Consider the following 25,730-nt stretch of genomic DNA (forward strand, 5'->3'; position numbering starts at 1 on the left):
GGGCGTCCCTCACGCTTCGAAAGGAGTCATCATGGCATCAGAGCGACAGGCCCGCCTGGGCGACCGCATCAGGGTGATCCTGGCGGAGCGGCTCGAGAAGGGGCTGCGCGACCCGCGGCTCGGGTTCGTCACCATCACCGACGTGCGCGTGACCGGTGACCTCCAGCACGCCTCGGTGTTCTACACGGTGCTCGGCTCGGCCGAGGAGCGCGAGGCGTCGGCGGCAGCGCTGAGGTCCGCGACGGGGATGCTGCGCTCGGAGCTGGGCAAGCATCTCAACGTGCGGCTCACCCCGTCGCTGGAGTTCATCCCCGACGCGATCCCTGAGAACGCCGGTCATATCGAAGACCTGCTCCGCGAGGCCCGCGAGCGCGACCAGGCGGTGGCCGGCATGGCGTCGTCCGCCACGTCCGCGGGCTACGCCTACCCTAACTTGATCCCGCGCGAGCACTCCCACGAGTACTCACCCACCCGCGGGCTGCTCAGCCCCCCCCCGGTCCGACCGGTCGCGGCGTCTCGTCGTGTGCAGGCGGGATCACGCCGGAAGGCGCAGGAATCCGTGTGATGCCTCGGCCAGCCCGTCCGCGATGAGCGAGTCGATCGCGCGGTCGCGCTGCAGCGGGTCCGGCCAGTCGGGCACGACGTCGCTCAGCGCGACCGCGTGGGTCCCGGCATCCCGCAGGATCTTCAGCACCGCGCCGCGGGCCTGACGGTCGCTGCCCTCGTACCGTGCCTGCCTGCGCCGGTCGTCGCCGGTGTCGGGATACCCGGCGGCGCGCCAGGCGCACCGGTCGGCGAGCGGGCAGGCGTCGCACCGCGGGACGCGGGCGACGCAGACGGTCGCGCCGAGCTCCATAGCGGCGGCGTTCGCCTCGGCCGCCTGGGCGCGGTCGTCCGGAAGGATCGCCGCCATGGCGTCGAGGTCGCGCCGCGAGGGCGGGCCCGGCTGCGCGCGGCCGTCGACGGCCCGGGCCAGCACACGGCGCGTGTTGGTGTCGACGACGGGGTGGCGGTCGCCGTATGCGAAGACCGCCACGGCCCGCGCGGTGTAGTCGCCGATGCCGCTCAGCGCGAGGAGGGCCGTGACGTCACGCGGCACCACGCCATCGTGGCGGTCGCGGATCTGGACGGCGGCGCGATGCAGCCACAGCGCGCGACGCGGGTACCCGAGGTTGGCCCACTGCCGCACGGCGTCGGCCGGAGCGGCCGCGGCCAGATCGGCCGGCGCGGGCCAGCGCGCGAGCCACGCCTCCAGATGCGGGATGACCCGCTTGACCGGCGTCTGCTGCAGCATGAACTCGCTCACGAGCACGCCCCACGCCCCGAAGCCCGGCCGTCGCCAGGGGAGGTCCCGGGCGTTGTCGCGGTACCACTCGACGAGCGGCGCGGCGAGGTCGGGCATGCGCTCCAGCCTAGGCGGCGGGCACGTGGCCGGGCGGGGCGTTCGGCCCGCGCGCCGTAGGCTGGAACCATGCGCCTTCCCGTCACGCCGACCACGACGCTGTGGCGTGACCTCCGCGACCGGGTGCGCCGGCAGAGCCCCGCCGGGCGCGTGATCGTGGCGGTGGACGGGCTCGACGGCGCCGGCAAGACCGTGTTCGCCGACGGTCTGGCCGAGGTCTTCGCCGAGACGGGCGACGCGGTGTTCCGTGCGGGCATCGACGGTTTCCATCGGCCGCGCATCGAGCGATACGCCCGGGGCCGCCGCAGCCCCGAGGGGTTCTACCTCGACTCGTACGACTACCCCACGTTCCGCCGCGTGCTCATCGACCCCTTCCGCGACGGCGCGCAGACCGCGGCGGCGACGGGGTTCCAGCTCGCCGCGTTCGACGTCGTGCGCGACGCGCCGGTCGAGTCGCAGTGGGTCACCGCTCCGCTGGACGCGGTGCTCGTCGTCGACGGCATCTTCCTCAACCGGCCGCAGCTGCGCGATCTCTGGGACTGGTCCATCTGGCTGGACGTCCCGTTCGAGATGGCCTTCGCGCGCATGGCGCTGCGCGACGGCTCCGACCCGGATCCGGACGCGCCCGCCAACGCGCGCTACCGGCAGGGGCAGGAGCTCTATCTGGACGAGGCGCGGCCGCGGGAGGCGGCATCCGTCATCGTCGACAACACCGACCTCGCCCGCCCTCGGATCGTCGGGCACGGCTGATGGCGGCGCCCGGAATCCTCCTCGTCGACAAGCCCGGCGGCATCACCTCGCACGACGTGGTCGCGCGGGCCCGCCGCGCGCTCGGCACGCGCAAGATCGGCCACGCCGGCACGCTGGACCCCATGGCGACGGGGCTGCTCGTCCTGGGCGTCGAGGGGGCGACGCGTCTGCTCACGTTCGTGGTGGGGCTCGACAAGACCTACGAAGCCACCATCCGGCTCGGCGTGGCGACGACCACCGACGACGCCGACGGGGAGGTCGTACAGGCGACGGATGCCTCGTCCCTCGAGCCCGCCGCCATCGCGGCGCGCGTCGCGGCGCTGACCGGCCGCATCTCGCAGGTGCCGAGCACATACTCGGCGATCAAGGTCGACGGGCGCAGGGCCTACGACCTGGCACGCGCCGGCGAGGACGTGCAGCTCAAGGCCCGCGAGGTCACCGTGTCGCGCTTCGACGTCGTCGCACAGCGACGCCTGCCGGCGGGGCCCGCCGGCGACCCGGAGAAGGGCGGGGGAGTGGTCGACCTCGACGTCGTCGTGGACTGCTCCAGCGGCACCTACATCCGATCGCTCGCGCGCGACCTCGGCGAGGCGCTCGGGGTCGGCGGGCACCTCACCGCGCTGCGGCGGACGCGGGTGGGGCCGTTCGACGTCGCGGCCGCTGCGGCCGTCGACGGCATCGCCGACGCGCCTCTGCTCGCACCGGCGGCCGCGGCCGCGGCGGTGCTGGGCCGGCTGGAGGTCACCGCCGACGAAGCGCGCGACCTCCGCCACGGCAAGCGGCTGCCCGGAGCCGCCGGACGGCTGCGCGGCGCGGGACCCATGGCCGCCGTCGACCCCGGCGGCGTGCTCGTCGGCATCGTCGAACGCCGCGGGGACGACGTCAAGAGCGCCATGAACATGCCCGAGGAGGCAGCCGGATGATCCTGTGGTTCACGATCGCGCAGGTCGTCGTCGCCGTCGCGGCGGGCCTGTTCTGCATCATCGCCGGACTGGCCGGACGCCGGCCGAGCGACTGGACTGTCGGCTCGCTCGCGCTGGTGGAGCTGCTCCTCGTCGTGCAGATCGTGGTGGCCATCGTGGCGCCGTTCGTCGGCAACCCGCCGACCGGGAGCCTGCTGGAGTTCTGGGTGTATCTGGTGTCGGCCGCACTGCTGCCGTTCGCGGCGGTCGCATGGGCGCTGCTGGAGCGCAGCCGGTGGAGCACGGTCATCATGGGGATCGCCGCCCTGTCGATCGCCGTGATGGTGTGGCGCATGCAGGTCATCTGGACCGTCCAGGTCGCGTGAGCGAGACCCCGAGCGGGCCGGCGCGCCGCGGCCGCCGGCATCCGAACTAAAATCGTGACGTCATGTCCTCGCCCGCCCGCCCCCGCATGTCCGGCATCGGCCGTGTGCTCGTGATCGTCTACGCGATCATGGCGCTCGGTGCCACCGGCCGGTCCTTCGTCCAGATCGTCGAGCGCTTCGACGAGGCCCCGCTCGCCTACGCCCTCTCCGCCCTCTCGGCGGTCGTGTACATCGTCGCCACGCTCGCGCTGGTGTTCGCCGGGCGACGCGGCTGGTATCTGGTCGCGTGGATCGCGATCGTCTTCGAGCTCGCCGGCGTCCTCGTCATCGGGACCCTCAGCCTCCTGCTGCCCGAGCTCTTCGCGCACCCCACGGTCTGGTCGTGGTTTGGCATGGGCTACCTCTTCGTCCCGCTGGTGCTGCCGTTCCTCGGAATCTGGTGGCTCGCGACGCATCATCCGGTCGCGGCGAGCGCGACCGTTGCGCCCGCGGCGGTCGCGTCGTGATCGTCTTCCGGCATCCGAGCGAGGTGCCGGCGGGGTTCGGTCCGTCCGTCGTCGCGATCGGCAAGTTCGACGGCGTCCACTCCGGTCATCGTGCCGTGATCGCTCGCGCGAGAGTGGATGCCGAGGCCTCCGGCGCGCGCGTCGTCGCGGTCACCTTCGACCGCAACCCGCTGGCGCTGCTGCGCCCCGAGATCTGCCCCGACAGCCTCGTCGGGGTCGATCAGAAGCTGCGACTCCTCGCCGACGCGGGCGTGGATGCCACCCTCATGCTGACCTTCGACCGCGCCCTGGCGGACCTCGGCGCGCGGGAGTTCGTCGAGCACGTGCTCGTCGGGGCGCTGGGCGTGCGGATCGTGATGGTCGGGGCCGACTTCCGCTTCGGCCGCGGGGGAGCCGGCGACGCCGAGCTGCTGCGAGAGCTCGGGGCCGAGTTCGGGTTCGAGGTGGACGTCGTCGACGACGTGCGCGCGATCGACGCGGGTCGTCGGGTCTCGTCGACGTGGGTGCGCGAGCTGCTGGACGGCGGAGATGCCGCCGGAGCCGCCCGGCTGCTCGGCCGGCCGCACGCCGTGCGCGGCGAGGTGGTGCACGGTCTCAAGCGGGGCCGCGCCCTCGGCTTCCCGACGGCGAACCTGTCGCCCGACCTCGAGGGCTTCGTGCCCGCCGAGGGCGTGTACGCCGGCTGGCTCGTCGACGAGGGGATCCCGGGCGGCGGCGCGGCCGAGCCGCGCAGCACGGTTCGCTATCCCGCCGCGATCAGCGTGGGCACCAACCCCACGTTCGACGACGTGGAGGGGCGCCAGGTCGAGGCGTACGTCCTCGACGAGACAGACCTCGACCTGTACGGACACGTCGTGGAAGTCGAGTTCGTCGCCCGCATCCGCGGCATGGTGGCCTTCGAGGGCGTCGACGCGCTCATCGAGCAGATGGCCGACGACGTCGTCCGCGTCCGCGGCGAGCTCTCCTGAGGCCGTAGACCGCGCACCCCGCGCGCGCCTAGCATCGAGGCGTGCACGCGCTGGTCCTGATGGCCGCGGAGGCGGCGGCCGAAGACTCCGTCAACCTGTGGGGCGCGCTCGGCTGCGCGGTCGCCTACTCCGCCTCGCTGCTGGCGACGCTGGATGCGTTCGCGGATCTGATCCTCGCGCGCGGCGACTCGCCCGCCGGGCGGCTCACCCCCGCGGTGGGGCTCAAGTTCGGGTCGAAGCTGGCCGCCGCCGCCATCGCCGTGGTGTCCGCGGCGATCGTGCTCGCCCTCGACTCGAACTGGTTCGCCTTCGTCTCGCTGTCGATCGCGTTCGCGGTGGTGGTCGGGATAGGCCTGCTGGTGCTGGTGCGCCATGCCAGGGCGATCGGCGCCCCGGCGGGGATCGGCGGGGGCGGCTGAGGCGCGGCATCCGTTCGAACTGCTCATATGAGCAAACTTCGTGCAGATGTTGCTCATCTGCTGCCGGGTATGTCAGTGTGGAGGGACCGACGGAAGGAGGCTCGTGGACGCCGTCGACGAACTCCTCTCGATCCGGGCAGCCGAGCTCTACTACGAAGAGAACCTCACGCAGGAGCAGATCGGCCGGAGCCTGCAGATCACCCGCTGGAAGGTGGGCCGCCTGCTCATCCAGGCCAAGGAGGAGGGCTTCGTCCGCATCGAGATCCTCCACTCGCGCGCGCGACGGCCGCAGCTCGAGCGGCGGCTGCGCGAGGAGCGCGGCCTCCGCGACGCGGTGGTCGTGTCGCAGGCGGGCATCCGCAGCGACGACGAGCTGCAGCAGCGCGTCGCCCAGGCCGCCGCCGATCACCTGACCGCACTGCGTCCGAGCCCCCGCGTCCTCGGGGTGAGCTGGGGTCGCACCCTCGCCGACATCGCGCATCATCTGCGCGAGGGCTGGTCGTCCGGCACCGATGTCGTGCAGATCAACGGCGGTCTCAGCATGAGCGCGCAGCCCGGCACCGCGGCCGCGACCGCCGTCAGCATCGCGCACAAGGGCGGTGGCGGCGCCACCCTGCTGCCCAGTCCCGCGATCCTCGAGCACCGGGCGACGAAGGAGGCCATCGAGGCCGATCGCGTCGTCGCCCGCGTGCTCGGCATCGCCCGCTCCGCCGACGCCTACCTGTACAGTGCCGGCGCCGCCGACCACCGTTCCGTGCACGTCGACAGCGGCTACCTCAGCGAAGCGGACATCGACCGCCTCGTCGCCGCGGGCGCGGTCGGCGACGTCGTCGGCCGCTACATCGACGCCGCCGGACGCGTGGTCGACGCCGCCCTCGACGCGCGCACCGTCGGCCTTTCGCTCGACGAGCTGCGACGCGCCGACGTCGCCGTCGCGGCGATCGCCGGCGAAGCCAAGCGGGCGGTCGCTGCCGCCGTCGTCGCATCCGGGCTGTGCACGGTGCTGATCACGGACGAGTCCACCGCACGCCACCTCCTCGACGGCTGACCGCGCGGCCGGCCACCCGAACCCCAACCACGAAAGCCAGGTCATCACATGTCAGGCACCTCCATCGTGACGCTGCCCGAGAGGGCCGTCGAGCTGCTGGGCGGACAACCCGACGACACGACGCTGCGGCGGTATCTCCACGGCCTGCCCGGTGTCGACGCCGTCGGGCTCGAGCAGCGCGCCGCGGGTCTCGGCACCCGCTCCATCAAGACGACCTCCAAGGCGTGGGCCCTCGACAAGATCATCGAGCTCATCGACCTCACGACGCTCGAGGGCGCCGACACGCCGGGCAAGGTGCGCTCGCTCGTCGCCAAGGCGCTGAACCCGGATGCCTCCGACCCGACGACCCCGCGGGTCGCGGCCGTGTGCGTGTACGGCGACATGGTGCCGTACGCGGTCGAGGCGCTCGGCTCCGCCCACGGCGATCCCGACGAGGGCGGGGTGAGCGTCGCGGCGGTCGCCACCGCCTTCCCCAGCGGCCGGGCATCGCTGGACATCAAGCTCGCCGACACGGCCGAGGCCGTGGCGCACGGCGCCGACGAGATCGACATGGTGATCGACCGCGGCGCCTTCCTCGCCGGCCGCTACGGGCTCGTCTTCGACCAGATCGCGCGGGTCAAGCAGGCCTGCCGCCGCGAGGACGGCACGTACGCGTCGCTCAAGGTGATCCTCGAGACGGGCGAGCTCAACACCTACGACAACATCAAGCGCGCGTCGTGGCTCGGGATCCTCGCGGGCGGCGACTTCATCAAGACGTCGACCGGCAAGGTGCAGCCGGCGGCGACGCTGCCGGTCACGCTCTTGATGCTGGAGGTCGTGCGCGACTGGCACCGGGCGACCGGTGAGAAGGTCGGCGTGAAGCCGGCTGGCGGCATCCGCACGTCCAAGGACGCGATCAAGTACCTCGTCACGGTCGCCGAGACCGTCGGCGAGGACTGGCTGCAGCCGCACCTCTTCCGCTACGGCGCGTCGAGCCTGCTCAACGATGTGCTCCTGCAGCGCCAGAAGCTGAAGTCCGGACACTACACCGGCGCCGACTACGTGACGATCGACTGAGATCAGGGATAACAAGACATGAGTTTCCTCGAGTACGCCCCCGCCCCGGAGTCGCGCGCGATCCTTGATCTGCGCGACGAGTACGGGCTCTTCATCGACGGCGAGTTCCGCCCGGGCGCGGGCGAGTCGTTCGCGACGATCTCACCCGCCGACGAGAAGCACATCGCGACGATCGCCTCGGCGACCGAGGCGGACGTCGACGCGGCGGTGGCCGCCGCCCGCCGTGCCTACGACAAGACGTGGTCGAAGATGAGCGGCCGCGACCGCGGCAAGTACCTCTTCCGGATCGCGCGGCTCGTGCAGGAGCGCGCCCGCGAGCTCGCGGTCGCCGAGAGCCTCGACAACGGCAAGCCGATCAAGGAGAGTCGCGACGTCGACGTGCCGCTGGTGGCCGCGTGGTTCTTCTACTACGCCGGCTGGGCCGACAAGCTCGACTACGCGGGCCTCGGAGCCGACCCGCGCTCGCTCGGTGTCGCCGCCCAGGTGATCCCGTGGAACTTCCCGCTGCTCATGCTCGCGTGGAAGATCGCTCCCGCCCTCGCCGCGGGGAACACCGTCGTGCTCAAGCCCGCCGAGACGACCCCGCTGTCGGCGCTCATCTTCGCCGAGATCCTGCAGCAGGCCGACCTGCCGCCGGGCGTGGTGAACATCGTGACGGGTGCCGGCGCCACCGGGGCGGCCCTGGTGCGGCACCCCGATGTGAACAAGGTCGCCTTCACCGGCTCGACCGCCGTCGGCCGCGAGATCGCCAAGGCGGTCGCGGGAACCGACAAGAAGCTGACGCTCGAGCTCGGCGGGAAGGCCGCGAACATCGTGTTCGACGATGCGCCGATCGACCAGGCGGTCGAGGGGATCGTCAACGGCATCTTCTTCAACCAGGGTCACGTGTGCTGCGCGGGCAGCCGCCTGCTGGTGCAGGAGTCCATCCACGACGAGGTCGTCGACCGGCTGAAGAACCGCCTGTCGACGCTGCGCCTGGGTGACCCGCTCGACAAGAACACCGACATCGGCGCGATCAACTCGCGAGAGCAGCTCGACCGCATCCGCGAGCTCAGCCGCATCGGTGAGGACGAGGGCGCCGAGCGCTGGAGCGCCGACTGCGCCATCCCCGACAGCGGCTTCTGGTTCGCGCCGACGATCTTCACCAACGTGCAGGCCAGCCACCGCATCGCGCGCGACGAGATCTTTGGGCCGGTGCTCTCGGTGCTGACGTTCCGCACGCCCGCCGAGGCCATCGAGAAGGCCAACAACACGCCCTACGGGCTGTCCGCCGGCATCTGGAGCGACAAGGGCTCGCGCATCCTGGCGGTCGCCGACCGCCTGCGCGCCGGTGTGGTGTGGGCCAACACCTTCAACCGGTTCGACCCGTCATCGCCGTTCGGCGGATACAAGGAGTCCGGCTACGGCCGCGAAGGCGGTCGGCACGGCCTGGCCGCCTACCTCAGGAGCGCGCCGCCCGCCGGCGGCGCCACCCGGATGCTCGCCCGTGCCGCGAAGAAGGAGGTCTCCTCATGAGCACGCGCCTGACGATCCCCAAGACCTACAAGCTCTACATCGGCGGCGCCTTCCCGCGCAGCGAGTCCGGGCGCACCTACGAGGTCGCCTCGCCCAAGGGCGGGTTCCTCGCCAATGCGGCGCTCGCCTCCCGCAAGGACGCCAGGGATGCCGTCGCCGCCGCCCGCGGCGCCGTCAAAGGCTGGTCGGGCGCGACCGCGTACAACCGCGGTCAGGTGCTCTACCGGGTCGCCGAGATCCTCGAGGGCCGCCGCGCCCAGTTCGTCGACGAGATCGTGCAGCAGACCGGCGTGTCGTCCTCGGCAGCCACCGCGGAGGTCGACGAGGCGATCGACCGGTGGGTCTGGTACGCGGGCTGGTGCGACAAGTTCGGCCAGGTCGCCGGCAACGGCAACCCCGTGGCAGGTCCCTACTTCAACATCTCGGTGCCCGAGCCGACCGGCGTCGTGGGCGTCGTCGCGCCGCAGGACACCGCGCTCGTCGGGCTCGTGTCGGCCGTCGCCCCGGCTCTGGTCACAGGCAACGCGGTCGTCGTCGTGGCATCCCAGCGCTACCCGCTGTCGGCCATCTCGCTCGCCGAGGTGCTCGCGACGAGCGACGTGCCGGGGGGAGTGGTCAACGTCCTCACCGGCTCGCCCGCCGAGATCGCGCCGTGGCTGGCCTCCCATCCCGACGTGCACGCCCTCGACCTCGTCGGCGCCGGGGACCTCGACTGGATCGACCTCGAGATCGCCGCCGCCGAGACGCTGACGCGGGTGCTCCCGCCCGAGAACGGGTCGGATGCCGCGGCGCCGAGCCTCGCCCGCATCACCGCGTTCACCGAGACCAAGACGATCTGGCACACCAAGAGCCTGGTGTGAGCTGACGGCTCCGGCGCTGCACAGCGTCGGGGACTTCCGCCGACACGCCGGGGAACGGATGCCGCTCCCCGGCGGGTCGGGCCGAACCTCCGATCCTGTGCGCGGCCGGCGACGAGCTCAGCCGAGCTGGAGGCCGCCCCACTGCCCGGGCTCGCGGAGCTCGCCGTAGTGCACGTCGACGTCGTGCGCCGACACCGACGCGACGCAGGCCAGGAGGGACAGGGTCGGGTAGCCGAGCGGGCGGTTGTCGCGGATGATCGCGCCGTCGTCGGTGGGCGGGAGCTCCGCCGAGCGCTCGAGCACCTCGACCCACGGCATCCACCACCGTCCTTCCGATGCCGGCGCGGCGGACTGGAACTCGCCCAGCCACCGGGCGATGCGCGGCGTGCCGGTGTCGTCGACGTCGTCGTGCGCGATCATGTGCGTGCCCGGCGCGAGGTCGGTCGTGCGGAGGGCGACGCCGTCCCACGTGAGCACGCGGGCGCGGGCGCCCTCGACCTCGACGAGGTTGAAGCCGTGCGTCGCCGGCTCGGCGGCGGGGGAGTGGCCGGCGACGGAGTCCAGCACGATGCCGCCCCGCGACTGCAGCTCGGACTCCGGGCGCTGCGTCTCGTCGGCGCGGTTGAGGAGCACGGCCAGGCGCCCCGTCTCAGGGTCGGCCGCGAGCCAGGCGCCGCCCGCCCGCACGTCGCGCACGCCGACGACGCCGTCGTGCGGCTCCGGCCACCAGCGGCCGAGCGGGTTCCACGGGCGCTCGGGGTCCTCGTCGCGGATCGCGAGCACGCGGGTCGGCTCGGCGGCGGACTCCGGGACGCGGATGACGACGGTGCACATCGGGGCTCCTCGGGGTTTCGGGCCGCGCGGGCGGCGGGTCGGGCACTCGTGCCAAGATCGGAGGGTGTTCGTCGTGGTCGGGGTCACCGGTGGCATCGCCGCCTACAAGACGGTTCAGCTCGTGCGCCTCCTGGTGAAGGCGGGGCACGAGGCCCACGTCGTCCCGACCGACGACGCGCTGCGGTTCGTGGGTCTTCCCACCTGGGAGGCGATCAGCCGCCACCCCGTGACGACCTCCGTCCACGACGACGTCGCGCGCGTCCGTCACGTCGCGCTCGGCCAGGCGGCCGATCTCGTGATCGTGGCGCCCGCGACGGCGAACACCCTGGCGAAGATGACCGCGGGGCTCGCGGACGACCTCCTCGGAACGACCCTACTCGCCACCACGGCACCGGTCGTCGTGGCGCCGGCGATGCACACCGAGATGTGGCGGCACCCCGCGACGACCCACAACATGCGGGTGCTCCGCGAGCGGGGCGTCATCGTCGTGGGCCCCGAGGAGGGCGAGCTCACCGGCGGCGACAGCGGGCCCGGGCGCATGTCCGAGCCGGAGGCCGTCCTCGAGGTCGCGCTCGCCGCGGCCGAAGGCGGCGCGGGCGACCTGGAGGGGCTGCGCGTCGTGGTCAGCGCCGGCGGCACGCGCGAGCCCATCGACCCCGTGCGCTACATCGGCAACCGCTCCAGCGGCCGTCAGGGGGTGGCCGTCGCGCTCGCCGCCGCCGATCGGGGCGCCGACGTCGTGCTGGTCGCGGCGCACCTCGACGACGGCGTGCTGGCCGAGGCATCCGCCGGCGGGCGCATGCGGGTCGTGCGCGCCGGAACCGCGGCCGAGCTCGGCTCCGCGGTCGATGCCGAGGCGGACGCCGCCGACGTCGTGGTGATGGCCGCGGCGGTCGCCGATTACCGGGTCGCCGAGGTCTCGCCCCTCAAGCGCGCGAAGGAGGCCGCCCCGGTCGGCGGCATCACGCTCGATCTGATAGAGAACGACGACATCCTGGCCGGGCTCGTCCGCGCCCGGCGGGCCGGGCAGACGGTCGTCGGCTTCGCCGCCGAGACCCCGGGCGAAGGCGAGACGCTGCTCGACCGCGGCCGGCGCAAGGCCGCGCGCAAGGGGGCCGACCTGCTCGCGGTGAACGAGGTGGGGTGGTCGCGCGGTTTCGAATCCGCCGACAACGCGGTGACGATCATCGACGCCGCCGGAGAGGTCGTCGCCGCCCGCCGCGGCAGCAAGCGCGACGTCGCCGACGCGCTGTGGGACGCGGTCCTGGCGGTCCGGAAGAAAAAGTAACGAAACAGTAACGGCGCATGTAGAGTGGTCCGCACCACGTCGACGAGGACGTGGAGCACGACCCTCGGAGGACATGCCCGATGCCCTACCCTGCGGCATCCGACCGCGCCCGCGACCGGATCCACGCCCTGTTCATCGTGTGCGTGCTCGCGGCCGCGAGCCTCGTCGTCGCGGTGCTGGGCGCCGCGCCGTCCCGCGTCACCGCGCAGGAGCTGCTGGGCGACCCGCGCACTCCCGGCGACGCGGCGTTCATCGCGAGCCACCGGGGCGGTGCCGCCCACGCGCCGGAGAACACGCTGCCGGCGATCCAGGCCGCCCTTGCAGCCGGCTTCGAGTACGTCGAGGTCGACGTCGCGCTCACCGCCGACGGCCACCCCGTGCTCATGCATGACAAGACGGTCGATCGCACCACCGACGGACACGGCCGGCTGTCGGCGCTCACCCTCGCCGAGGTGCGGGCGCTGGACGCCGGCTCCTGGTTCGACGCGGCCTACGCGGGAACCCCCGTTCCCACGCTGCAGGAGTTCCTCGATGCGCTCCTGGCCGACGACGCGCGCGCGATCCTGGAGCTCAAGGGCGAATGGGATGCCGCCGCCGTCGCCGCGGCGGTCTCCGAGGTGTCCGCGCGTGGCCTGGAGCGGCGTGTCGTGCTCGCGAGCTTCGACGCCCGCACGCTCGCCCTCGCCGCCACCGAGTCCGAGGTGCTGTCGCGCCTGCTCATCGTCAAGCACCTGCCGTCCGACGTGGTGAGCGCCGTCACCGAGGCGGGCGCGCGCGGAGTGGTCGTCAGCCGCAAGGCGGTGCTCGCACGACCCGAGATCGTCGACGAGCTCCACGCTGCGGGCGCCCGCGTGGTCGTGTACACCCTCAACGACGACGAGCAGTGGGGCGCGGTCACGGCGCTGGGGGTCGACGGCATCGTCACGGACGACCCCCATACGCTGTCGGAGTGGCAGGCCGCCTACGCCGGTCGGTGACGCGCGCACGGGGGCGGGCGGCGTGCCCCGGTGCATCCGCTCGTGGTGCTCATTAGGGTGAGGGGGAGGGCGCCCCGCACGCGGCGGCGGCGCCGAGCGAGAGGTGTCGGGCGATGGGCGGGCAGAAGGCGATGACGCGGGTCGCGATCGGCGGCGTGGCCGCCGCGGTGGCGGTCGTCGTCCTCACCGGATGCGCCGCGGGGTCGTCGGGCACGCCTACGGGCAGCCCCACCAGCAGCCCGACCGTGACCCTGGAGACCCCGGCGCCGGGTCCCTCGGCGACGCCCATCGAGACGGAGAAGCCGCAGAGCGGATTCACGGTGCCGGAGTCGTGCGAGCAGATCTACTCCGCCGGGATGCTCGGCGAGCTGCAGTCCGAGAACCCGCCGCTCAACGACCCCGGCGTCACGATGCTCTCCACGGAGAACGCCGACCTCCTCGAGATCATCCACGGGGGAGCGCCGACGCTCCGGTGCTCGTGGGGGATGCCGAGCGAGTACGGACTGGCGACCAATGTCACGGCGGTCACCGCCGAGCAGGCCGAGGCCGCCATCGGGGCCCTTCCGGGGGCCGGCTTCGGATGCGAGACGCTCGGCGAGGGCACGGTCTGCCGGATCGAGCAGCGCGGCGTGACGCTCGACGACGAGGAGTACCTCCGCGGCGAGACCCACTACATCGGCGCGGGCGGGCTGGTGACCACCGCGTACATCAACTTCGCGCCGGAGGGCTACACGGAGGACATCGTCGCGACGCTCTGGGGCTGAGGGCCCCGCGTCCCGTAGACTAGTCGCGGGGAGACCTCCGACGACGTCGCAGCTCGCAGAAGCGAGTGCCCGCGACCGTCGGCGGCACATCCCCGATCCCGCGTTCGCGACGGCGACCACGCCGCCCGCGGGAGCACGCAGAACCATCGGTGTCATCCGATCCTTCGCCGGTCCCGATCCGGCACTCACGCTCAGGAGGAGCATGCCGACCACGGCACCCGCCCAGACGGCGCAGCGTCGCCGCAAGTCCTCGTCCGCGCGCCGCGACGACGAGGCACCCATCATCCCGATCCTCGCGCGCAAGGTGCGCGAGGTCGAGGCCAAGGCCCAGCGCGGAAAGCTCGGCCCGACCAACCGCGTCAAGTTCCAGGTCATCGCGTTCCTGGTCCGCGAGGAGCGCGCGCGGGTGAAGGCCGATACCGAGGTGACCGACGCCGCCCGCGCCGAGCTGCTCAAGCGGCTCGACGGCGTGGCGACGATCCTCGCGAAGACGGCCGCCCGCGACACCTCCCTCATCCAGCTGCTCGAGGTCGATCAGGCGACGTCGCCGGTCGCCCGGCGCATGCGCCGCGACTGGCTGCTGGAGTCCGGCGCCGAGCTGCCGCCCGACGAGCTGATCATCACCGACGTGGCGCCGGTCGCCGTCCCCGTCGTGCCCGCCGCGCTCGCCGAGCGCCAGGTGGTGCCGCCGCAGGTCGAGGCGCGCCGCGAGGCGAACCCGTTCCTGCCGCCGGACCTGTCCGCGCGCGCCCCCAAGGAGACGCCCCGTCGGCGCCTCGACAGCTGGGAGCTCATGGGCCCGCTGTACAAGGCCTTCGAGACCGGGGCCGGTGGCGGCAGCGCCACGATGGAGCTTCCGCCCGTGCCGGAGTTCGACCGCCTGTCACCCAAGGGCCTGGAGGTCATGCCCCACCAGTCGCGCTTCCTCGAGGCGGTGCGCGCTGGACACCGCACGTTCCTCCTCGCCGACGAGCCGGGCCTGGGCAAGACGGCGGAGTCGGTGCTCGCGGCATCCGTCGCCGGCGCCTACCCGCTGCTGGCGGTCGTGCCCAACGTCGTGAAGATGAACTGGGCGCGCGAGGTGGAGCGCTGGACGCCGCAGCGGCGCGCCACGGTGATCCACGGCGACGGCGAGGGCATCGACGCGTTCGCCGACGTCTTCATCGTCAACTACGAGATCCTCGACCGTCACCTCGCATGGCTCAGCTCGCTCGGGCTGAAGGGCATGGTCGTCGACGAGGCGCACTTCATCAAGAACCTCACGTCGCAGCGCTCGCAGAACGTGCTGGCGCTGGCCACCCGCATCCGCGAGCAGGTGCGCGACCCGCTGCTGCTCGCCCTCACCGGCACGCCGCTCATCAACGACGTCGAGGACTTCGACGCGATCTGGCGATTCCTCGGCTGGACCAACGGCGAGAAGCCGGGTCCGCTCCTCATGGAGAAGCTCGACGAGACCGGTCTGACACCGGCCGACAAGTCGTTCTACCCCGAGGCCCGCGATGCGGTCATCTCGATGGGCATCGTGCGACGCAAGAAGAAGGACGTCGCCGCCGACCTTCCCGACAAGCTCATCGCCGACCTCCCCGTCGAGCTGGACGACGAGTTCGGGCGCTCGATCCGCCAGGCCGAGCGCGAGCTGGGCGAGCGGCTCGCGGCGAAGTACCGGCGGATCATCGAGGCGCGCGGCGACCGCGGGCTCGCGCCCGGCGAGGTCGATGCCGACATCGTCCGCCTCGTGGCGCACAACGAGCTCGAGGAGTCGAAGGCCGCAGGCACCGGGTCCGAGAACGTCTTCACGATGGTGCGGAAGATCGGTCAGGCCAAGGCCGTGCTCGCCGCGGACTACGCGGTGCAGCTGCAGCGCTCGGTGGGCAAGGTCGTCTTCTTCGCCAAGCACATCGACGTCATGGACGCCGCGGAAGCCCACTTCGCCTCGGCGGGGCTCAAGACGGTGTCGCTGCGCGGCGACCAGGCCACGACGGCGCGCCAGCAGGCCATCGACGAGTTCAACAACGATCCCGACGTGGGCATCGCCGTCTGCTCGCTCACCGCTGCCGGCGTGGGGGTCAACATGCAGGCCTCGTCGAACGTCGTCCTCGCCGAGCTCTCGTGGACGGCCGCCGAGCAGACGCAGGCGATCGACCGTGTGCACCGCATCGGCCAGGACGAGCCGGTGACCGCGTGGCGCATCATCGCCGCGCACACGATCGACACGAAGATCGCCGAGCTCATCGACTCCAAGCAGGGGCTCGCCGCTCGCGCGCTCGACGGCGAGGCCGTCGACCCGCAGTCGAGCGACTCGGTGCAGCTCTCGGCGCTCATGCACCTGCTGCGGCAGGCGCTCGGCGCGGCGTAGCGGAGCTGCGGACGAAGGGGCGGTGCGGGTTCGCACCGCCCCTTCGTCGTGCCGCCGCCGCGTGTGGCAGGCCGGCCGTTCCGGCACTAGTGTCGGGGGAGGCAGCGTCGCCGTCCCTCATCCCCGACTTGCGAGGAACACAGCATGAAGATCGGCATCCTGACGAGCGGCGGCGATTGCCCCGGACTGAACGCGGTCATCCGCGGTGTCGTGCTCAAGGGCACGACCACCTACGACCTCGAGTTCGTCGGCATCCGTGACGGCTGGCGCGGTGTCGTGGACGGCGACTTCTTCCCGCTCACCCGTCATGAGGTCAAGGGTCTCTCGAAGGTCGGCGGCACCATCCTCGGCACCAGCCGCACCAACCCGTACGAGGGTCCGCGGGGCGGCGCCGAGAACATCGCCAAGACGATGTACGGCCACCGCCTCGACGGCATCATCGCGATCGGCGGCGAGGGCACCCTCGCGGCCGCGAACCGGCTCTCGAACGACGGCATCAACGTGCTCGGCGTGCCCAAGACGATCGACAACGATCTGCGGGCCACCGACTACTCGTTCGGCTTCGACACCGCCGTCAACATCGCCACCGACGCGATGGACCGCCTCCGCACGACCGGCGACTCGCACCAGCGTTGCATGGTCGCCGAGGTCATGGGGCGCCACGTCGGCTGGATCGCCCTGCACGCCGGCATCGCCGCCGGCGCCCACGTCATCTGCATCCCCGAGGTGCCCCTCTCGATCGACGAGATCACCGCCCAGGTCTCCAAGGCCCACGACCGCGGTCGCGCCCCGCTCGTCGTGGTGTCGGAGGGCTTCACGCTCACGGGAATGGACGAGGCCTTCAGCGACAAGGGCCTCGACGCGTTCAACCGCCCCCGCCTCGGCGGCATCAGCGAGGTGCTGGCGCCCGAGATCGAGCGCATCACCGGCATCGAGACCCGGGCCACGGTCCTGGGCCACATCCAGCGCGGCGGTTCGCCGTCCGGCTTCGACCGTGTGCTGGCCACGCGCCTCGGACTGCACGCCGCCGACGCGGTCGTCGACGGCGCGTGGGGCCAGATGGTCGCGCTCCGGGGCACCGACATCGTCCGCGTGCCCTTCATCGACGCGCTCGGCGAGCTCAACACCGTCCCGCTCTACCGCTACGAAGAGGCCGCCGCACTGTTCGGCTGACCCCCCTGACGTGCCAGGGACGGACGCCTCACCCCGAGGCATCCGTTCGCCCCCGACGTGTTCGCTCGGCCCGACGCGCGTCCGCCCGGCCGTCGCCCGCGATCTCCCCGTGCCCGCGATCTCCCCGTGGATGTCACACATCTGGTGGCCTGAGGCTCACGGAGGCGGATTCTCGTGTGACACGACGGCCACGCCCGTCGCAGGTGACCGGTCAGCGGGCCCCGGGGCGCCAGCCGGCCTCGACCAGGGCGTCCGCCACACGGCGCACCGCGACGGTTCGATCGGGATGGAGATGGTGACTCAGGACTCGCACCAGGCGCCAGCCGAGGGCGGAGATGCGGTCCCACCGGTCGGCGTCCCGCGCGAACTGCGCCTCGTCGAACGCGTGCGTGCGCCCGTCGTGCTCGACGGCGACCTTCAGGTCGGGATAGGCCATGTCCAAGCGGGCGACGAACTCGCCGTCGGCGCCTCGCAGACTCCAGTTGAGCTGAGGCTCCGGCAAGCCTGCGCGCACGATGGCGAGGCGGAGCGTCGTCTCCTCCGCGGTCTCGGCGCCGACTCGTATCGCGTCCAGGGCACGGGTCAGCACCCCGCCTGCGACGTCACCCGCCTCCGAGACCTCGCGCCTCAGGTCGTCGAGGGTGACCAGGCGGTTCCGCGGCAGGACCAGGAAGTCACCCGCTGCGATGAGGTCGTCGACATGCCATAGCGCGGCCGCCTGTCGCCACATCCGCGCCGGATGCTCGATCGGCAGGCCGCGAGCGGTCCAGCGAGCCGCTTCCCGCGCCTGCAGCCTGTGGCCGATGACCCCCTCGCGGCGCGGTTTGCCGGCGGGGCGGCGCGCGGACACGTGGAGCGCACGTACGGCGGCCCTCGTGAACGGAAGCGGCGCGCCGGCGAGGGCGAGGCCGCAATCGTGGCTGAAGAACTGGTCGGGCGTCAGAGCGGGGGCGAAGAGCGCCGCCCGCTCGAACAGCTCACCGCGGAGGCGCGCGAGTCTCTGCGAATGGGTCTCGTCGCCCGATGGCTCGGCCGCCTCACCCCGCGGCGCCCGGACGCCCCGCGTCGGGAGGATGAGGTCGTTCGCGCGGAGGCGCGACGCGGAGACACCGTGGACACGCGCTTCCGCAACGGAGAACGCGCGGCCCGCGAGCACATCGGGAAGCGGATTCGCGCGGGACACCGTCCCATTGAGGAGCCTCGCGCACCGGCATCCGTCGCCCAGAAGCGATTGTGTGCATCGCCGGCCCCCGTGCGGGACCTGGGGAGGAGCCGCAAGCCACCAACGTGTCCCACTTCACGTGCCCATTCGCTCGCTTCTCCCGCATCTTGTGTGCCATGGCGGAGTGGAGAGTCTCGGTTGCGGGTACCAGAGCGCGCGTGAGGCGCCCCTACTGAGACACGCACGACGGTGACGGATGCCTCGGGCCCGAGGCATCCGTCACCGCTCACGCGTCGGCGAGGCCGAGCACGTCCAGGAGCCACGCGAGCTCGAAGGCGCGCTCCCGCCAGGCGTTGTAGCGGCCGCTGACGCCGCCGTGCCCGGCGACCATCTCGCACTTCAGCAGCGCGTCCGCGCCGACCTCCCGCAGCCGCGCGACCCACTTGGCGGGCTCGACGTACAGCACCCGGGTGTCGTTGAGCGACGTCACGGCGAGGATGCGCGGGTAGGAGGCATCCGTCCGCACGTTCTCGTACGGCGAGTACGACTTCATGTAGGCGTAGACGTCGGGGTTGTGAAGCGGGTCGCCCCACTCGTCCCACTCGATCACCGTGAGCGGCAGCGACGGGTCGAGGATCGTGGTCAGCGCGTCGACGAACGGCACGTCGGCGAGGATCCCGGCGAACAGCTCGGGGGCGAGGTTGGCCACCGCGCCCATGAGCAGGCCGCCCGCCGAGCCTCCCTCGGCCACCAGCTGCGACGGCGACGTGTAGCCGTTGTCGATGAGGTGCAGCGCGCTGTCGACGAAGTCGGTGAACGTGTTGCGCTTGCTGAGGAGCTTGCCGTCCTCGTACCACTGCCGCCCCATCTCGCCGCCGCCGCGCACGTGGGCCACGGCGAACACGACGCCGCGGTCGAGCTCCGACAGCCGCGCCACCGAGAATCCGGGCTCGATCGAGTGCTCGTACGAGCCGTAGCCGTACAGGTGCACCGGCCGCGGCGCGACGCCCGCGTCGCCGAACGAGCGCTTCCACACCAGCGAGATCGGGATCTGCGCGCCGTCCTGGGCGGTGGCCCACACCCGCTCCTGCGCGTATTCGGCGGGGTCGTAGCCGCCGAGCACCGGCTGACGCTTGCGGAGGTGCAGCTCGCGCGTGGCCACGTCGAGGTCGTACACCGTGCCGGGCGTGACGAAGGAGCCGTAGCCGAGGCGCAGCAGCGGAGGAGCCCACTCGGGGTTGCCGCCGGTGCCCACCGAGTACAGCGGCTCGTCGAACGCGATCTCGCTGACGTCGCCGGTGCCGTAGTCGAGCATGCCGAGGCGCGCCAGCCCGCCGCGGCGGTATGCCACCACGCCCCAGTCGCGGAACGTCGAAACGCCCAGCAGGCGCTCGCCGGGACGGTGGGGGATGACGACGGCGCGTTCGCCTGACGGGTCGGATGCCGCGACCCGCACCAGCTCGAAGTCCAGGGCGTCGTCGTTGTGAAGGATGAACAGCACGTCCTCGCCGTCGATGACGGCGTGCTCGGAGTCGTACTCGACGCCCTCGGCGCGCGGCCAGACCACGCGCGGCTCGCCGCGGAGGTCGTCGGCGTCCAGCAGCCACTCCTCCGAGGTGATCGACGAGCCCAGCCCGATCAGGAGGTAGCGGTCGCTGCGCGTGAACCCGGCCCCCACCCAGAACCTCTCGTCGGGCTCGTGGAACAGCCGGGTGTCGTCCTCGACGGGCGTGCCGAGCTCGTGCAGCCACACCGTGTCGGGGCGCCACGCGTCGTCCACGGTCGTGTACACGATGAACCGGCCGTCCGGCGAGAAGGTGGCGCCCGCGAACGTGCCGGGGATCTCGTCGGGCAGCTGTTCGCCGGTGCGCAGGTCGCGCACGCGCACGGTGTAGCGCTCGTCGCCGGCGACGTCGACGCCGAAGAGCATCAGCGCACCGTCGGTGCTGACCTCGAAGCTGCCCAGCGAGAAGAACTCGTGGCCCTCGGCCTCGACGTTGCCGTCGAGCAGCACCTGCTCGCCGGGAACCTCGACGTCCGGCGACAGCTCGGGCGGGGTCCAGTCATCGGGGGAGGCGAGGGGAGCGCGGCACTGGATCCCGTACTGCTGGCCCTCCACCGTGCGGCCGTAGTACCACCACTCGCCGCGACGCGTCGGCACCGACAGGTCCGTCTCGAGGGTGCGCCCCTTGATCTCGTCGAAGATGCGCGCGCGCAGTCCTTCCAGATGCGCGGTGCGCTGCTGGGTGTAGGCGTTCTCGGCCTCGAGGTGCGCGATGACCGCGGCGTCCTCCTTCGCGCGGAACCACTCGTAGCGGTCCTCGACCTCGTCGCCGTGGTGCGACCGAACGGTGATCCGGTGCTCGGCGACAGGGGGACGGATGCCGGAATCCGGCGTGGACGGGGCGGATGCGGAGTCGCTCAGAGTCACCGTTCCACGCTAGTCGCCCGGCGAGTTGACCGGCAGGTCGACCGATGTAGGATTCTTCTGGCCGGTTGCCGGTTCCTGAATTCCTGGTGAACTCTTCGTTCGTCACGCCGATCCCGTCGGCACCATTCCCTCACTCCCTCACCGAAAGCGAACGGTGGAAACCGCAACCCTCATCACCGCCGTGCTGGTGATCGCGCTGGCGCTGTTCTTCGACTTCACGAACGGCTTCCACGACACCGCCAACGCCATGGCGACTCCGATCGCGACCGGCGCGCTCAAGCCCCGCACCGCGGTCCTGCTCGCCGCCGTGCTCAACCTCGTCGGCGCATTCCTGTCGACGGAGGTGGCCAAGACGATCTCGGGCGGAATCATCCGCGAAGAGGAGATCTCGGCCTCCATCTTCCCTGCCGTCATCCTGGCGGGCCTGATCGGCGCGATCACCTGGAACATGCTCACGTGGCTGCTCGGGCTCCCGTCGTCGTCGTCGCACGCCCTCTTCGGCGGACTGATCGGCGCGACCATCGTGGGCGTGAGCGTCACCGCCATCGACTTCGGCGTCGTGATGTCCAAGGTGATCCTGCCGGCCATCATCGCCCCGCTGACGGCAGGGCTCATCGCGTTCACGGTGACCAAGATCGCCTACGCCGCGACCCGCCGGTACGACAGCAAGGCGGACGGCCGGGACGGGTTCCGCGTGGGTCAGATCTTCACGTCGTCGCTCGTCGCGCTCGCGCACGGCACGAACGACGCCCAGAAGACGATGGGGATCATCACGCTCCTGCTGATCACGGTGGGCCTGCAGGATCACCCCGAGCCCGAGTGGTGGGTGATCGTCGCCTGCGCCGTGACGATCGCGCTCGGCACCTACATGGGCGGCTGGCGCATCATCCGCACGCTCGGCAAGGGGCTGACCGAGGTCAAGCCGGCCCAGGGCTTCGCCGCCGAGAGCTCGACCGCATCGACCATCCTCGCCTCCAGCGCGCTCGGCTTCGCGCTGTCGACCACTCAGGTCGCCTCCGGGTCCGTCATCGGATCGGGACTGGGCCGGCGGGGATCGCAGGTCCGCTGGCGCACGGCCGGACGCATCATGATCGGCTGGGTGCTGACCCTTCCCGCCGCGGGCGGCGTCGGCGCGCTCGCCGCGCTCATCGTCACGTGGCTGGGGTTCTGGGGCATCATCATCGACGCGGTGCTGGCCACCGCCGTGATCCTCCTCATCTTCCTGCGCTCGCGGCGCAACGAGGTCAACGCCTCCAACGCCATGAGCGAGGTGGCCGAGTCCGGTCGCGCGGTCAAGGTCAAGAAGAACCCGCCGCCGACCCGTCGGCAGCGCGCGCTCGCCCGTGAGGAGGCGCGACGCTCGGCCTCGGCGGCCGCCGCGGCGAAGAAGGCGGCCAAGGCCGCCCGGACGCCCACGCCGCCGCAGCCGACGGCATCGGGCTCGAAGGAAGGAGGCGAGCGATGACCATCGACTGGTTCGCCTTCGTGCAGGTGTTCGCCGCGGCGCTCACCGCCGCCGTCCTCGTGGTGGGCTTCTACGCCCTCGGCCTGCGCCTGCTCGTGCGCGCCGGGCGCCCGCCCGTGGTCGCTCCCGTCGAGTTCACCGACGCCATCACGGTGATCACCGAGAAGGAGGCCCGCCGCGCCGAGAAGGCGGCGGCGAAGGCGGCCAAGCGCAGCCCACTCACCGAGGGGCAGAAGCGTTTCGCGCTCGTCGGCGCGTACGCGTGCTTCGCGGTGTGCGCCGCAGCCGTGCTGGGCGGTCTGCTCCTGATCGTCTTCAACCACTGAGCGCGCGCCACGATGCCGCCGCGCGTGCGCAATAGGGTGGGCACATGGTCGCCACCGTCCAGTTCGGTCAGTACCCCCCTGCGCGCCGCACGCTCCTGCATCTGAGCGACACGCACCTGCTCGCGGGCAACCGTCCGCTCGGCGGTCGCTTCGACACCGCGGCCAATCTCACCCGGACCCTCGAGGCGGCCGAGGCCATCGGCATCCGTCCCGACGCCATCGTGTTCACCGGTGACCTGACCGATCTCGGCGAGCCGGAGGCGTACGAGGCGCTGCGGAAGGCGGTCGAGCCGGTCGCCGCACGCCTCGGCGCCCCCGTCGTCTGGGTCGCGGGCAACCACGACGAGCGCCCCGCCATGCGCAGCGCCCTGCTCGGGCAGGACGAGAGCCAGCACCCGATCACCGGCGTCTGGGACCTCGGGGGACTGCGCCTCGTCGCGCTGGACTCGTCCGTTCCGGGGTGGCACCACGGCGACCTCGACACCGCCCAGCTGGAGTGGCTCCGCGGCGTGCTGGCCGCCCCCGCTCCGCTGGGGACCATCCTGGCGCTCCATCACCCGCCGCTGCCGTCGCACGTGCCCCTGTTCGACATCCTCGAGTTGCGCGACCAGGGCCGTTTCGCCGAGGTGGTCGCCGGCAGCGACGTGAGGGCGATCCTCGCCGGTCACCTTCACTACTCCACCAGCGGCACGTTCGCCGGCGTCCCCGTCAGCGTCGCGGCGGCCACGTGCTACACGATGAACCTCGCCCGCGCGGCGGTCGACGTCAACGGGATGGACGCCGGCCAGTCCTTCCACCTCGTGCACGTCTACGACGACACGATCACGCACGCGGTGGTGCCCGTCGTGGACGCCCCGACCTCCGACGTGTTCTCCGCGGAGTGGGTCGAGCGGATGTCGCTTCTCACGCCGGAGCAGCGGCTCGAGGAGTTCTCCCGCAAACGAGCGTGAGGCGGCGCCTCGGAGGCGGCCGAACCTCCGCGGTGTATCGAGATCCGGGGCGCGGTGTACGCGGTGTACAGGTGGGCGGGCATCTCCGCCGAGTAGTCTCGAATCGACCCCCACACCGCTGTGAACGACCCACGAGGACTGCACACATGGCTCTGGACGCAATGATGCGAACCCGCACCGAGACCGATTCCCTGGGATCCCTGGAGATCCCCGCCGATGCGTACTGGGGGATCCACACCGCCCGCGCGCTGGAGAACTTCCCGATCTCCAAGCGGCCGATCTCGGTCTACAAGGACCTCGTGAAGGCCCTCGCCATGGTCAAGCAGGCCTCGGCGCGTGCGAACAAGGAGATCGGGGTCCTCGATCCGTCGAAGGCCGACCTCATCGACCAGGCGGCGCAGCTCGTGATCGACGGGCAGTACCACGACCAGTTCGTCGTCGGCGTCGTCCAGGGCGGTGCCGGCACGTCCACGAACATGAACGCGAACGAGGTCATCACCAACGTCGCGCTCGAGCTCGCCGGTCGGGAGAAGGGCGACTACGCCTTCCTGTCGCCGATCGACGACACCAACCGCAGCCAGTCCACGAACGACGTCTACCCGACCGCCATCAAGGTGGGGCTGGGCCTGGATCTGCTGACCCTGCTGGAGGAGCTCGATCTCCTGCGCAAGGCGTTCCTCAGCAAGGCGGTCGAGTTCCACGACGTGCTGAAGGTGGGCCGCACCCAGCTGCAGGACGCCGTGCCGATGACGCTGGGGCAGGAGTTCCACGGCTTCGCGACGACCCTCGGCGAGGACTACAGCCGTCTCAAGGAGAACGCGTACCTGCTCTGCGAGATCAACATGGGCGCGACGGCCATCGGCACCGGCATCACCACCCATCCCGCGTACAGCCAGGCGGTGCTGGGCCATCTGCGCGAGATCAGCGGCCTCGACCTGGACCTCGCGACGGACCTTGTGGAGTCCACCAGCGACACCGGCGCCTTCATGTCGTTCTCCTCGTCGCTCAAGCGCAACGCCATCAAGCTGTCGAAGATCTGCAACGACCTGCGGCTGCTGTCGTCGGGACCCCAGGCAGGACTCGGCGAGATCAACCTCCCGGCGCGTCAGGCCGGCTCCAGCATCATGCCGGGCAAGGTGAACCCGGTGATCCCCGAGGTCGTCAACCAGGTCGCCTTCGCGGTGGCCGGCGCCGACCTCACCGTCACGATGGCCGTCGAGGGCGGCCAGCTGCAGCTGAACGCCTTCGAGCCGGTGATCGCGCACTCGATCTTCCAGTCGATCACGTGGATGCGCCGCGCCATGTACACGCTGCGGGTCAACTGCGTCGACGGCATCACCGCGAACCGGGAACGGCTCGGGGCGATGGTGGGATCCAGCGTCGGCGTCATCACCGCGCTGACGCCGTTCATCGGGTACGCGGCCGCCGCGGCGCTCGCCAAGGCCGCCCTGCTGACGGGGCGCAACGTCGCGGACCTCGTCGTCGAGGCCGGCCTCATGTCGCGCGACGAGGTGACCAAGCAGCTCTCGCCGGCGCGCCTGTCGGGTCTCGAGACGGTGACCGCCGCCATCCCGCTGGTGCAGGCGCCCGAGGACACCGTCGCCGAGCAGGCGTCGGCAGACACGCGCTGAGCTGTTGCCGCGGGCGGCTCCCGGTCGATAACGTCAGGGAGACTCGAACGAAAGGCGAGAAATGACCGATCCGCAGAACCCGGCCGCGCCGGAGCCGCAGCAGCCCGCGTCGCAGCCGGCTGCGCCTCCGCCCCCCGCCGCCGCCTCGACGCCGCCACCGGCGTACGACGCGCCTCCGCCCGCCTACGGCGCGGCGCCGGCGTACAGCTCCGCCCCGCCCGCCGCCTACGGCGCGCCGGCGGACCAGCAGCCGGTCCCCGGCAAGACGCTCGGCATCGTGGCGTTCATCCTGTCGTTCTTCGTCCAGCTCGTCGCGCTGATCCTCGGCATCGTCGCGCTCGTGCAGAGCCGCAAGGCGGGCGTCAAGAACGGCTGGGCGCTGGCCGCGATCATCATCTCTTCGGTGCTGATCGTCATCGGCATCATCGTGACGATCATCATCGTGACCGTCGTGGCCGGCGGCATGGCGGCGGCGTGCGCAGAGCTCGGACCCGGCACGTGGGAGCTCCAGGGCGGCGGCACCATCACCTGCAACTGACGCATTCCGACGAAGGGCGGGCT

Annotated in this window: 25 protein-coding genes; 21 read left to right on the top strand and 4 right to left on the bottom strand. The window is 71.8% G+C overall.

The features are described from left to right. Positions 1 to 31 precede the first annotated feature (31 nt). Positions 32 to 565, top strand: a complete 534-nt coding sequence (rbfA, locus tag ACFRAL_RS15775; protein WP_378884700.1) for a 30S ribosome-binding factor RbfA — start codon at positions 32 to 34, stop codon at positions 563 to 565. Here rbfA and ACFRAL_RS15780 read toward each other — a convergent pair. Continuing rightward, entirely contained in the window at positions 536 to 1,402 is an 867-nt protein-coding gene (locus tag ACFRAL_RS15780) for an A/G-specific adenine glycosylase (RefSeq protein ID WP_378884702.1), read from the bottom strand. The two genes, rbfA and ACFRAL_RS15780, sit on opposite strands and share 30 nt — an antisense overlap. Positions 1,403 to 1,471: 69 nt before the next feature. Between ACFRAL_RS15780 and ACFRAL_RS15785 the strand changes: the two genes are divergently transcribed. From ACFRAL_RS15785 to ACFRAL_RS15830, 10 genes are all read left to right on the top strand, one after another. Further along, positions 1,472 to 2,152, top strand: a complete 681-nt coding sequence (locus tag ACFRAL_RS15785) for a uridine kinase (protein ID WP_378884704.1) — start codon at positions 1,472 to 1,474, stop codon at positions 2,150 to 2,152. Beyond that, complete coding sequence (gene truB, locus ACFRAL_RS15790) at positions 2,152 to 3,075, top strand: tRNA pseudouridine(55) synthase TruB (RefSeq protein ID WP_378884707.1); 924 nt, start codon at positions 2,152 to 2,154, stop codon at positions 3,073 to 3,075. Before ACFRAL_RS15785 ends, truB begins: the two co-directional genes overlap by 1 nt. Beyond that, positions 3,072 to 3,440: a hypothetical protein gene (locus ACFRAL_RS15795; RefSeq protein WP_336399094.1), complete on the top strand. Its 369-nt coding sequence runs from the start codon at positions 3,072 to 3,074 to the stop codon at positions 3,438 to 3,440. Before truB ends, ACFRAL_RS15795 begins: the two co-directional genes overlap by 4 nt. A gap of 62 nt (positions 3,441 to 3,502) precedes the next feature. After that, entirely contained in the window at positions 3,503 to 3,946 is a 444-nt protein-coding gene (locus ACFRAL_RS15800) for a hypothetical protein (RefSeq protein ID WP_378884710.1), read from the top strand. Beyond that, on the top strand, positions 3,943 to 4,914 hold the full coding sequence (locus ACFRAL_RS15805) for a bifunctional riboflavin kinase/FAD synthetase (RefSeq protein WP_378884713.1): 972 nt from the start codon (positions 3,943 to 3,945) through the stop codon (positions 4,912 to 4,914). Before ACFRAL_RS15800 ends, ACFRAL_RS15805 begins: the two co-directional genes overlap by 4 nt. Before the next feature lie 41 nt (positions 4,915 to 4,955). Further along, positions 4,956 to 5,333, top strand: a complete 378-nt coding sequence (locus ACFRAL_RS15810; RefSeq protein WP_336399091.1) for a hypothetical protein — start codon at positions 4,956 to 4,958, stop codon at positions 5,331 to 5,333. 103 nt (positions 5,334 to 5,436) lie between these two features. Further along, entirely contained in the window at positions 5,437 to 6,381 is a 945-nt protein-coding gene (locus ACFRAL_RS15815) for a sugar-binding transcriptional regulator (protein WP_378884716.1), read from the top strand. 48 nt (positions 6,382 to 6,429) lie between these two features. Then, the gene (gene deoC, locus ACFRAL_RS15820; protein ID WP_336399089.1) at positions 6,430 to 7,437 is read left to right on the top strand and encodes a deoxyribose-phosphate aldolase; all 1,008 of its coding nucleotides are present in this window, start codon (positions 6,430 to 6,432) and stop codon (positions 7,435 to 7,437) included. 18 nt (positions 7,438 to 7,455) lie between these two features. After that, positions 7,456 to 8,952: an aldehyde dehydrogenase family protein gene (locus ACFRAL_RS15825; RefSeq protein ID WP_336399088.1), complete on the top strand. Its 1,497-nt coding sequence runs from the start codon at positions 7,456 to 7,458 to the stop codon at positions 8,950 to 8,952. Beyond that, a complete protein-coding gene (locus ACFRAL_RS15830; protein WP_336399087.1) occupies positions 8,949 to 9,812 on the top strand; it encodes an aldehyde dehydrogenase family protein in 864 nt (287 codons plus the stop codon). The genes ACFRAL_RS15825 and ACFRAL_RS15830 overlap by 4 nt, the downstream gene beginning before the upstream one ends. A gap of 117 nt (positions 9,813 to 9,929) precedes the next feature. On the opposite strand, the gene ACFRAL_RS15835 is transcribed toward ACFRAL_RS15830, so the two are convergent. Next, positions 9,930 to 10,646 (bottom strand): NRDE family protein, encoded by a 717-nt coding sequence (locus ACFRAL_RS15835; protein WP_378884721.1) that lies wholly within the window; start codon positions 10,644 to 10,646, stop codon positions 9,930 to 9,932. A 64-nt stretch (positions 10,647 to 10,710) separates the two neighbouring features. On the opposite strand from ACFRAL_RS15835, the gene coaBC reads away from it, so the two are divergent. From coaBC to ACFRAL_RS15860, 5 genes are all read left to right on the top strand, one after another. Beyond that, entirely contained in the window at positions 10,711 to 11,934 is a 1,224-nt protein-coding gene (coaBC, locus tag ACFRAL_RS15840) for a bifunctional phosphopantothenoylcysteine decarboxylase/phosphopantothenate--cysteine ligase CoaBC (RefSeq protein WP_378884724.1), read from the top strand. An 80-nt stretch (positions 11,935 to 12,014) separates the two neighbouring features. Continuing rightward, entirely contained in the window at positions 12,015 to 12,911 is an 897-nt protein-coding gene (locus tag ACFRAL_RS15845; RefSeq protein WP_336399084.1) for a glycerophosphodiester phosphodiesterase family protein, read from the top strand. A gap of 113 nt (positions 12,912 to 13,024) precedes the next feature. After that, positions 13,025 to 13,675: a hypothetical protein gene (locus ACFRAL_RS15850; RefSeq protein ID WP_378884727.1), complete on the top strand. Its 651-nt coding sequence runs from the start codon at positions 13,025 to 13,027 to the stop codon at positions 13,673 to 13,675. 202 nt (positions 13,676 to 13,877) lie between these two features. Next, positions 13,878 to 16,031: a DEAD/DEAH box helicase gene (locus tag ACFRAL_RS15855; RefSeq protein ID WP_378884729.1), complete on the top strand. Its 2,154-nt coding sequence runs from the start codon at positions 13,878 to 13,880 to the stop codon at positions 16,029 to 16,031. Positions 16,032 to 16,175: 144 nt separating this feature from the next. After that, positions 16,176 to 17,204: a 6-phosphofructokinase gene (locus ACFRAL_RS15860; protein WP_336399081.1), complete on the top strand. Its 1,029-nt coding sequence runs from the start codon at positions 16,176 to 16,178 to the stop codon at positions 17,202 to 17,204. A 211-nt stretch (positions 17,205 to 17,415) separates the two neighbouring features. Here ACFRAL_RS15860 and ACFRAL_RS15865 read toward each other — a convergent pair whose 3' ends face one another. Beyond that, entirely contained in the window at positions 17,416 to 18,387 is a 972-nt protein-coding gene (locus ACFRAL_RS15865; RefSeq protein WP_378884732.1) for a hypothetical protein, read from the bottom strand. A gap of 265 nt (positions 18,388 to 18,652) precedes the next feature. After that, a complete protein-coding gene (locus tag ACFRAL_RS15870; protein WP_378884919.1) occupies positions 18,653 to 20,791 on the bottom strand; it encodes a S9 family peptidase in 2,139 nt (712 codons plus the stop codon). A 160-nt stretch (positions 20,792 to 20,951) separates the two neighbouring features. Here ACFRAL_RS15870 and ACFRAL_RS15875 point away from each other — a divergent pair, with 160 nt between their 5' ends. From ACFRAL_RS15875 to ACFRAL_RS15895, 5 genes are all read left to right on the top strand, one after another. Further along, a complete protein-coding gene (locus ACFRAL_RS15875) occupies positions 20,952 to 22,262 on the top strand; it encodes an inorganic phosphate transporter (protein ID WP_336399078.1) in 1,311 nt (436 codons plus the stop codon). Continuing rightward, entirely contained in the window at positions 22,259 to 22,588 is a 330-nt protein-coding gene (locus ACFRAL_RS15880) for a peptidase (RefSeq protein ID WP_378884735.1), read from the top strand. The genes ACFRAL_RS15875 and ACFRAL_RS15880 overlap by 4 nt, the downstream gene beginning before the upstream one ends. 44 nt (positions 22,589 to 22,632) lie before the next feature. Beyond that, positions 22,633 to 23,538: a phosphodiesterase gene (locus ACFRAL_RS15885; protein ID WP_378884738.1), complete on the top strand. Its 906-nt coding sequence runs from the start codon at positions 22,633 to 22,635 to the stop codon at positions 23,536 to 23,538. 146 nt (positions 23,539 to 23,684) lie between these two features. Then, positions 23,685 to 25,169 carry an aspartate ammonia-lyase gene (locus ACFRAL_RS15890; RefSeq protein ID WP_378884741.1) on the top strand — a complete coding sequence of 495 codons (1,485 nt, stop codon included), beginning with the start codon at positions 23,685 to 23,687 and terminating at the stop codon, positions 25,167 to 25,169. 61 nt (positions 25,170 to 25,230) lie between these two features. Next, positions 25,231 to 25,707, top strand: a complete 477-nt coding sequence (locus tag ACFRAL_RS15895; RefSeq protein WP_336399074.1) for a DUF4190 domain-containing protein — start codon at positions 25,231 to 25,233, stop codon at positions 25,705 to 25,707. Positions 25,708 to 25,730 lie beyond the last annotated feature (23 nt).

The organism is Microbacterium sp. NPDC056736 (assembly GCF_042790415.1).
In the GTDB taxonomy this organism is placed as follows: Bacteria; Actinomycetota; Actinomycetes; order Actinomycetales; family Microbacteriaceae; genus Microbacterium.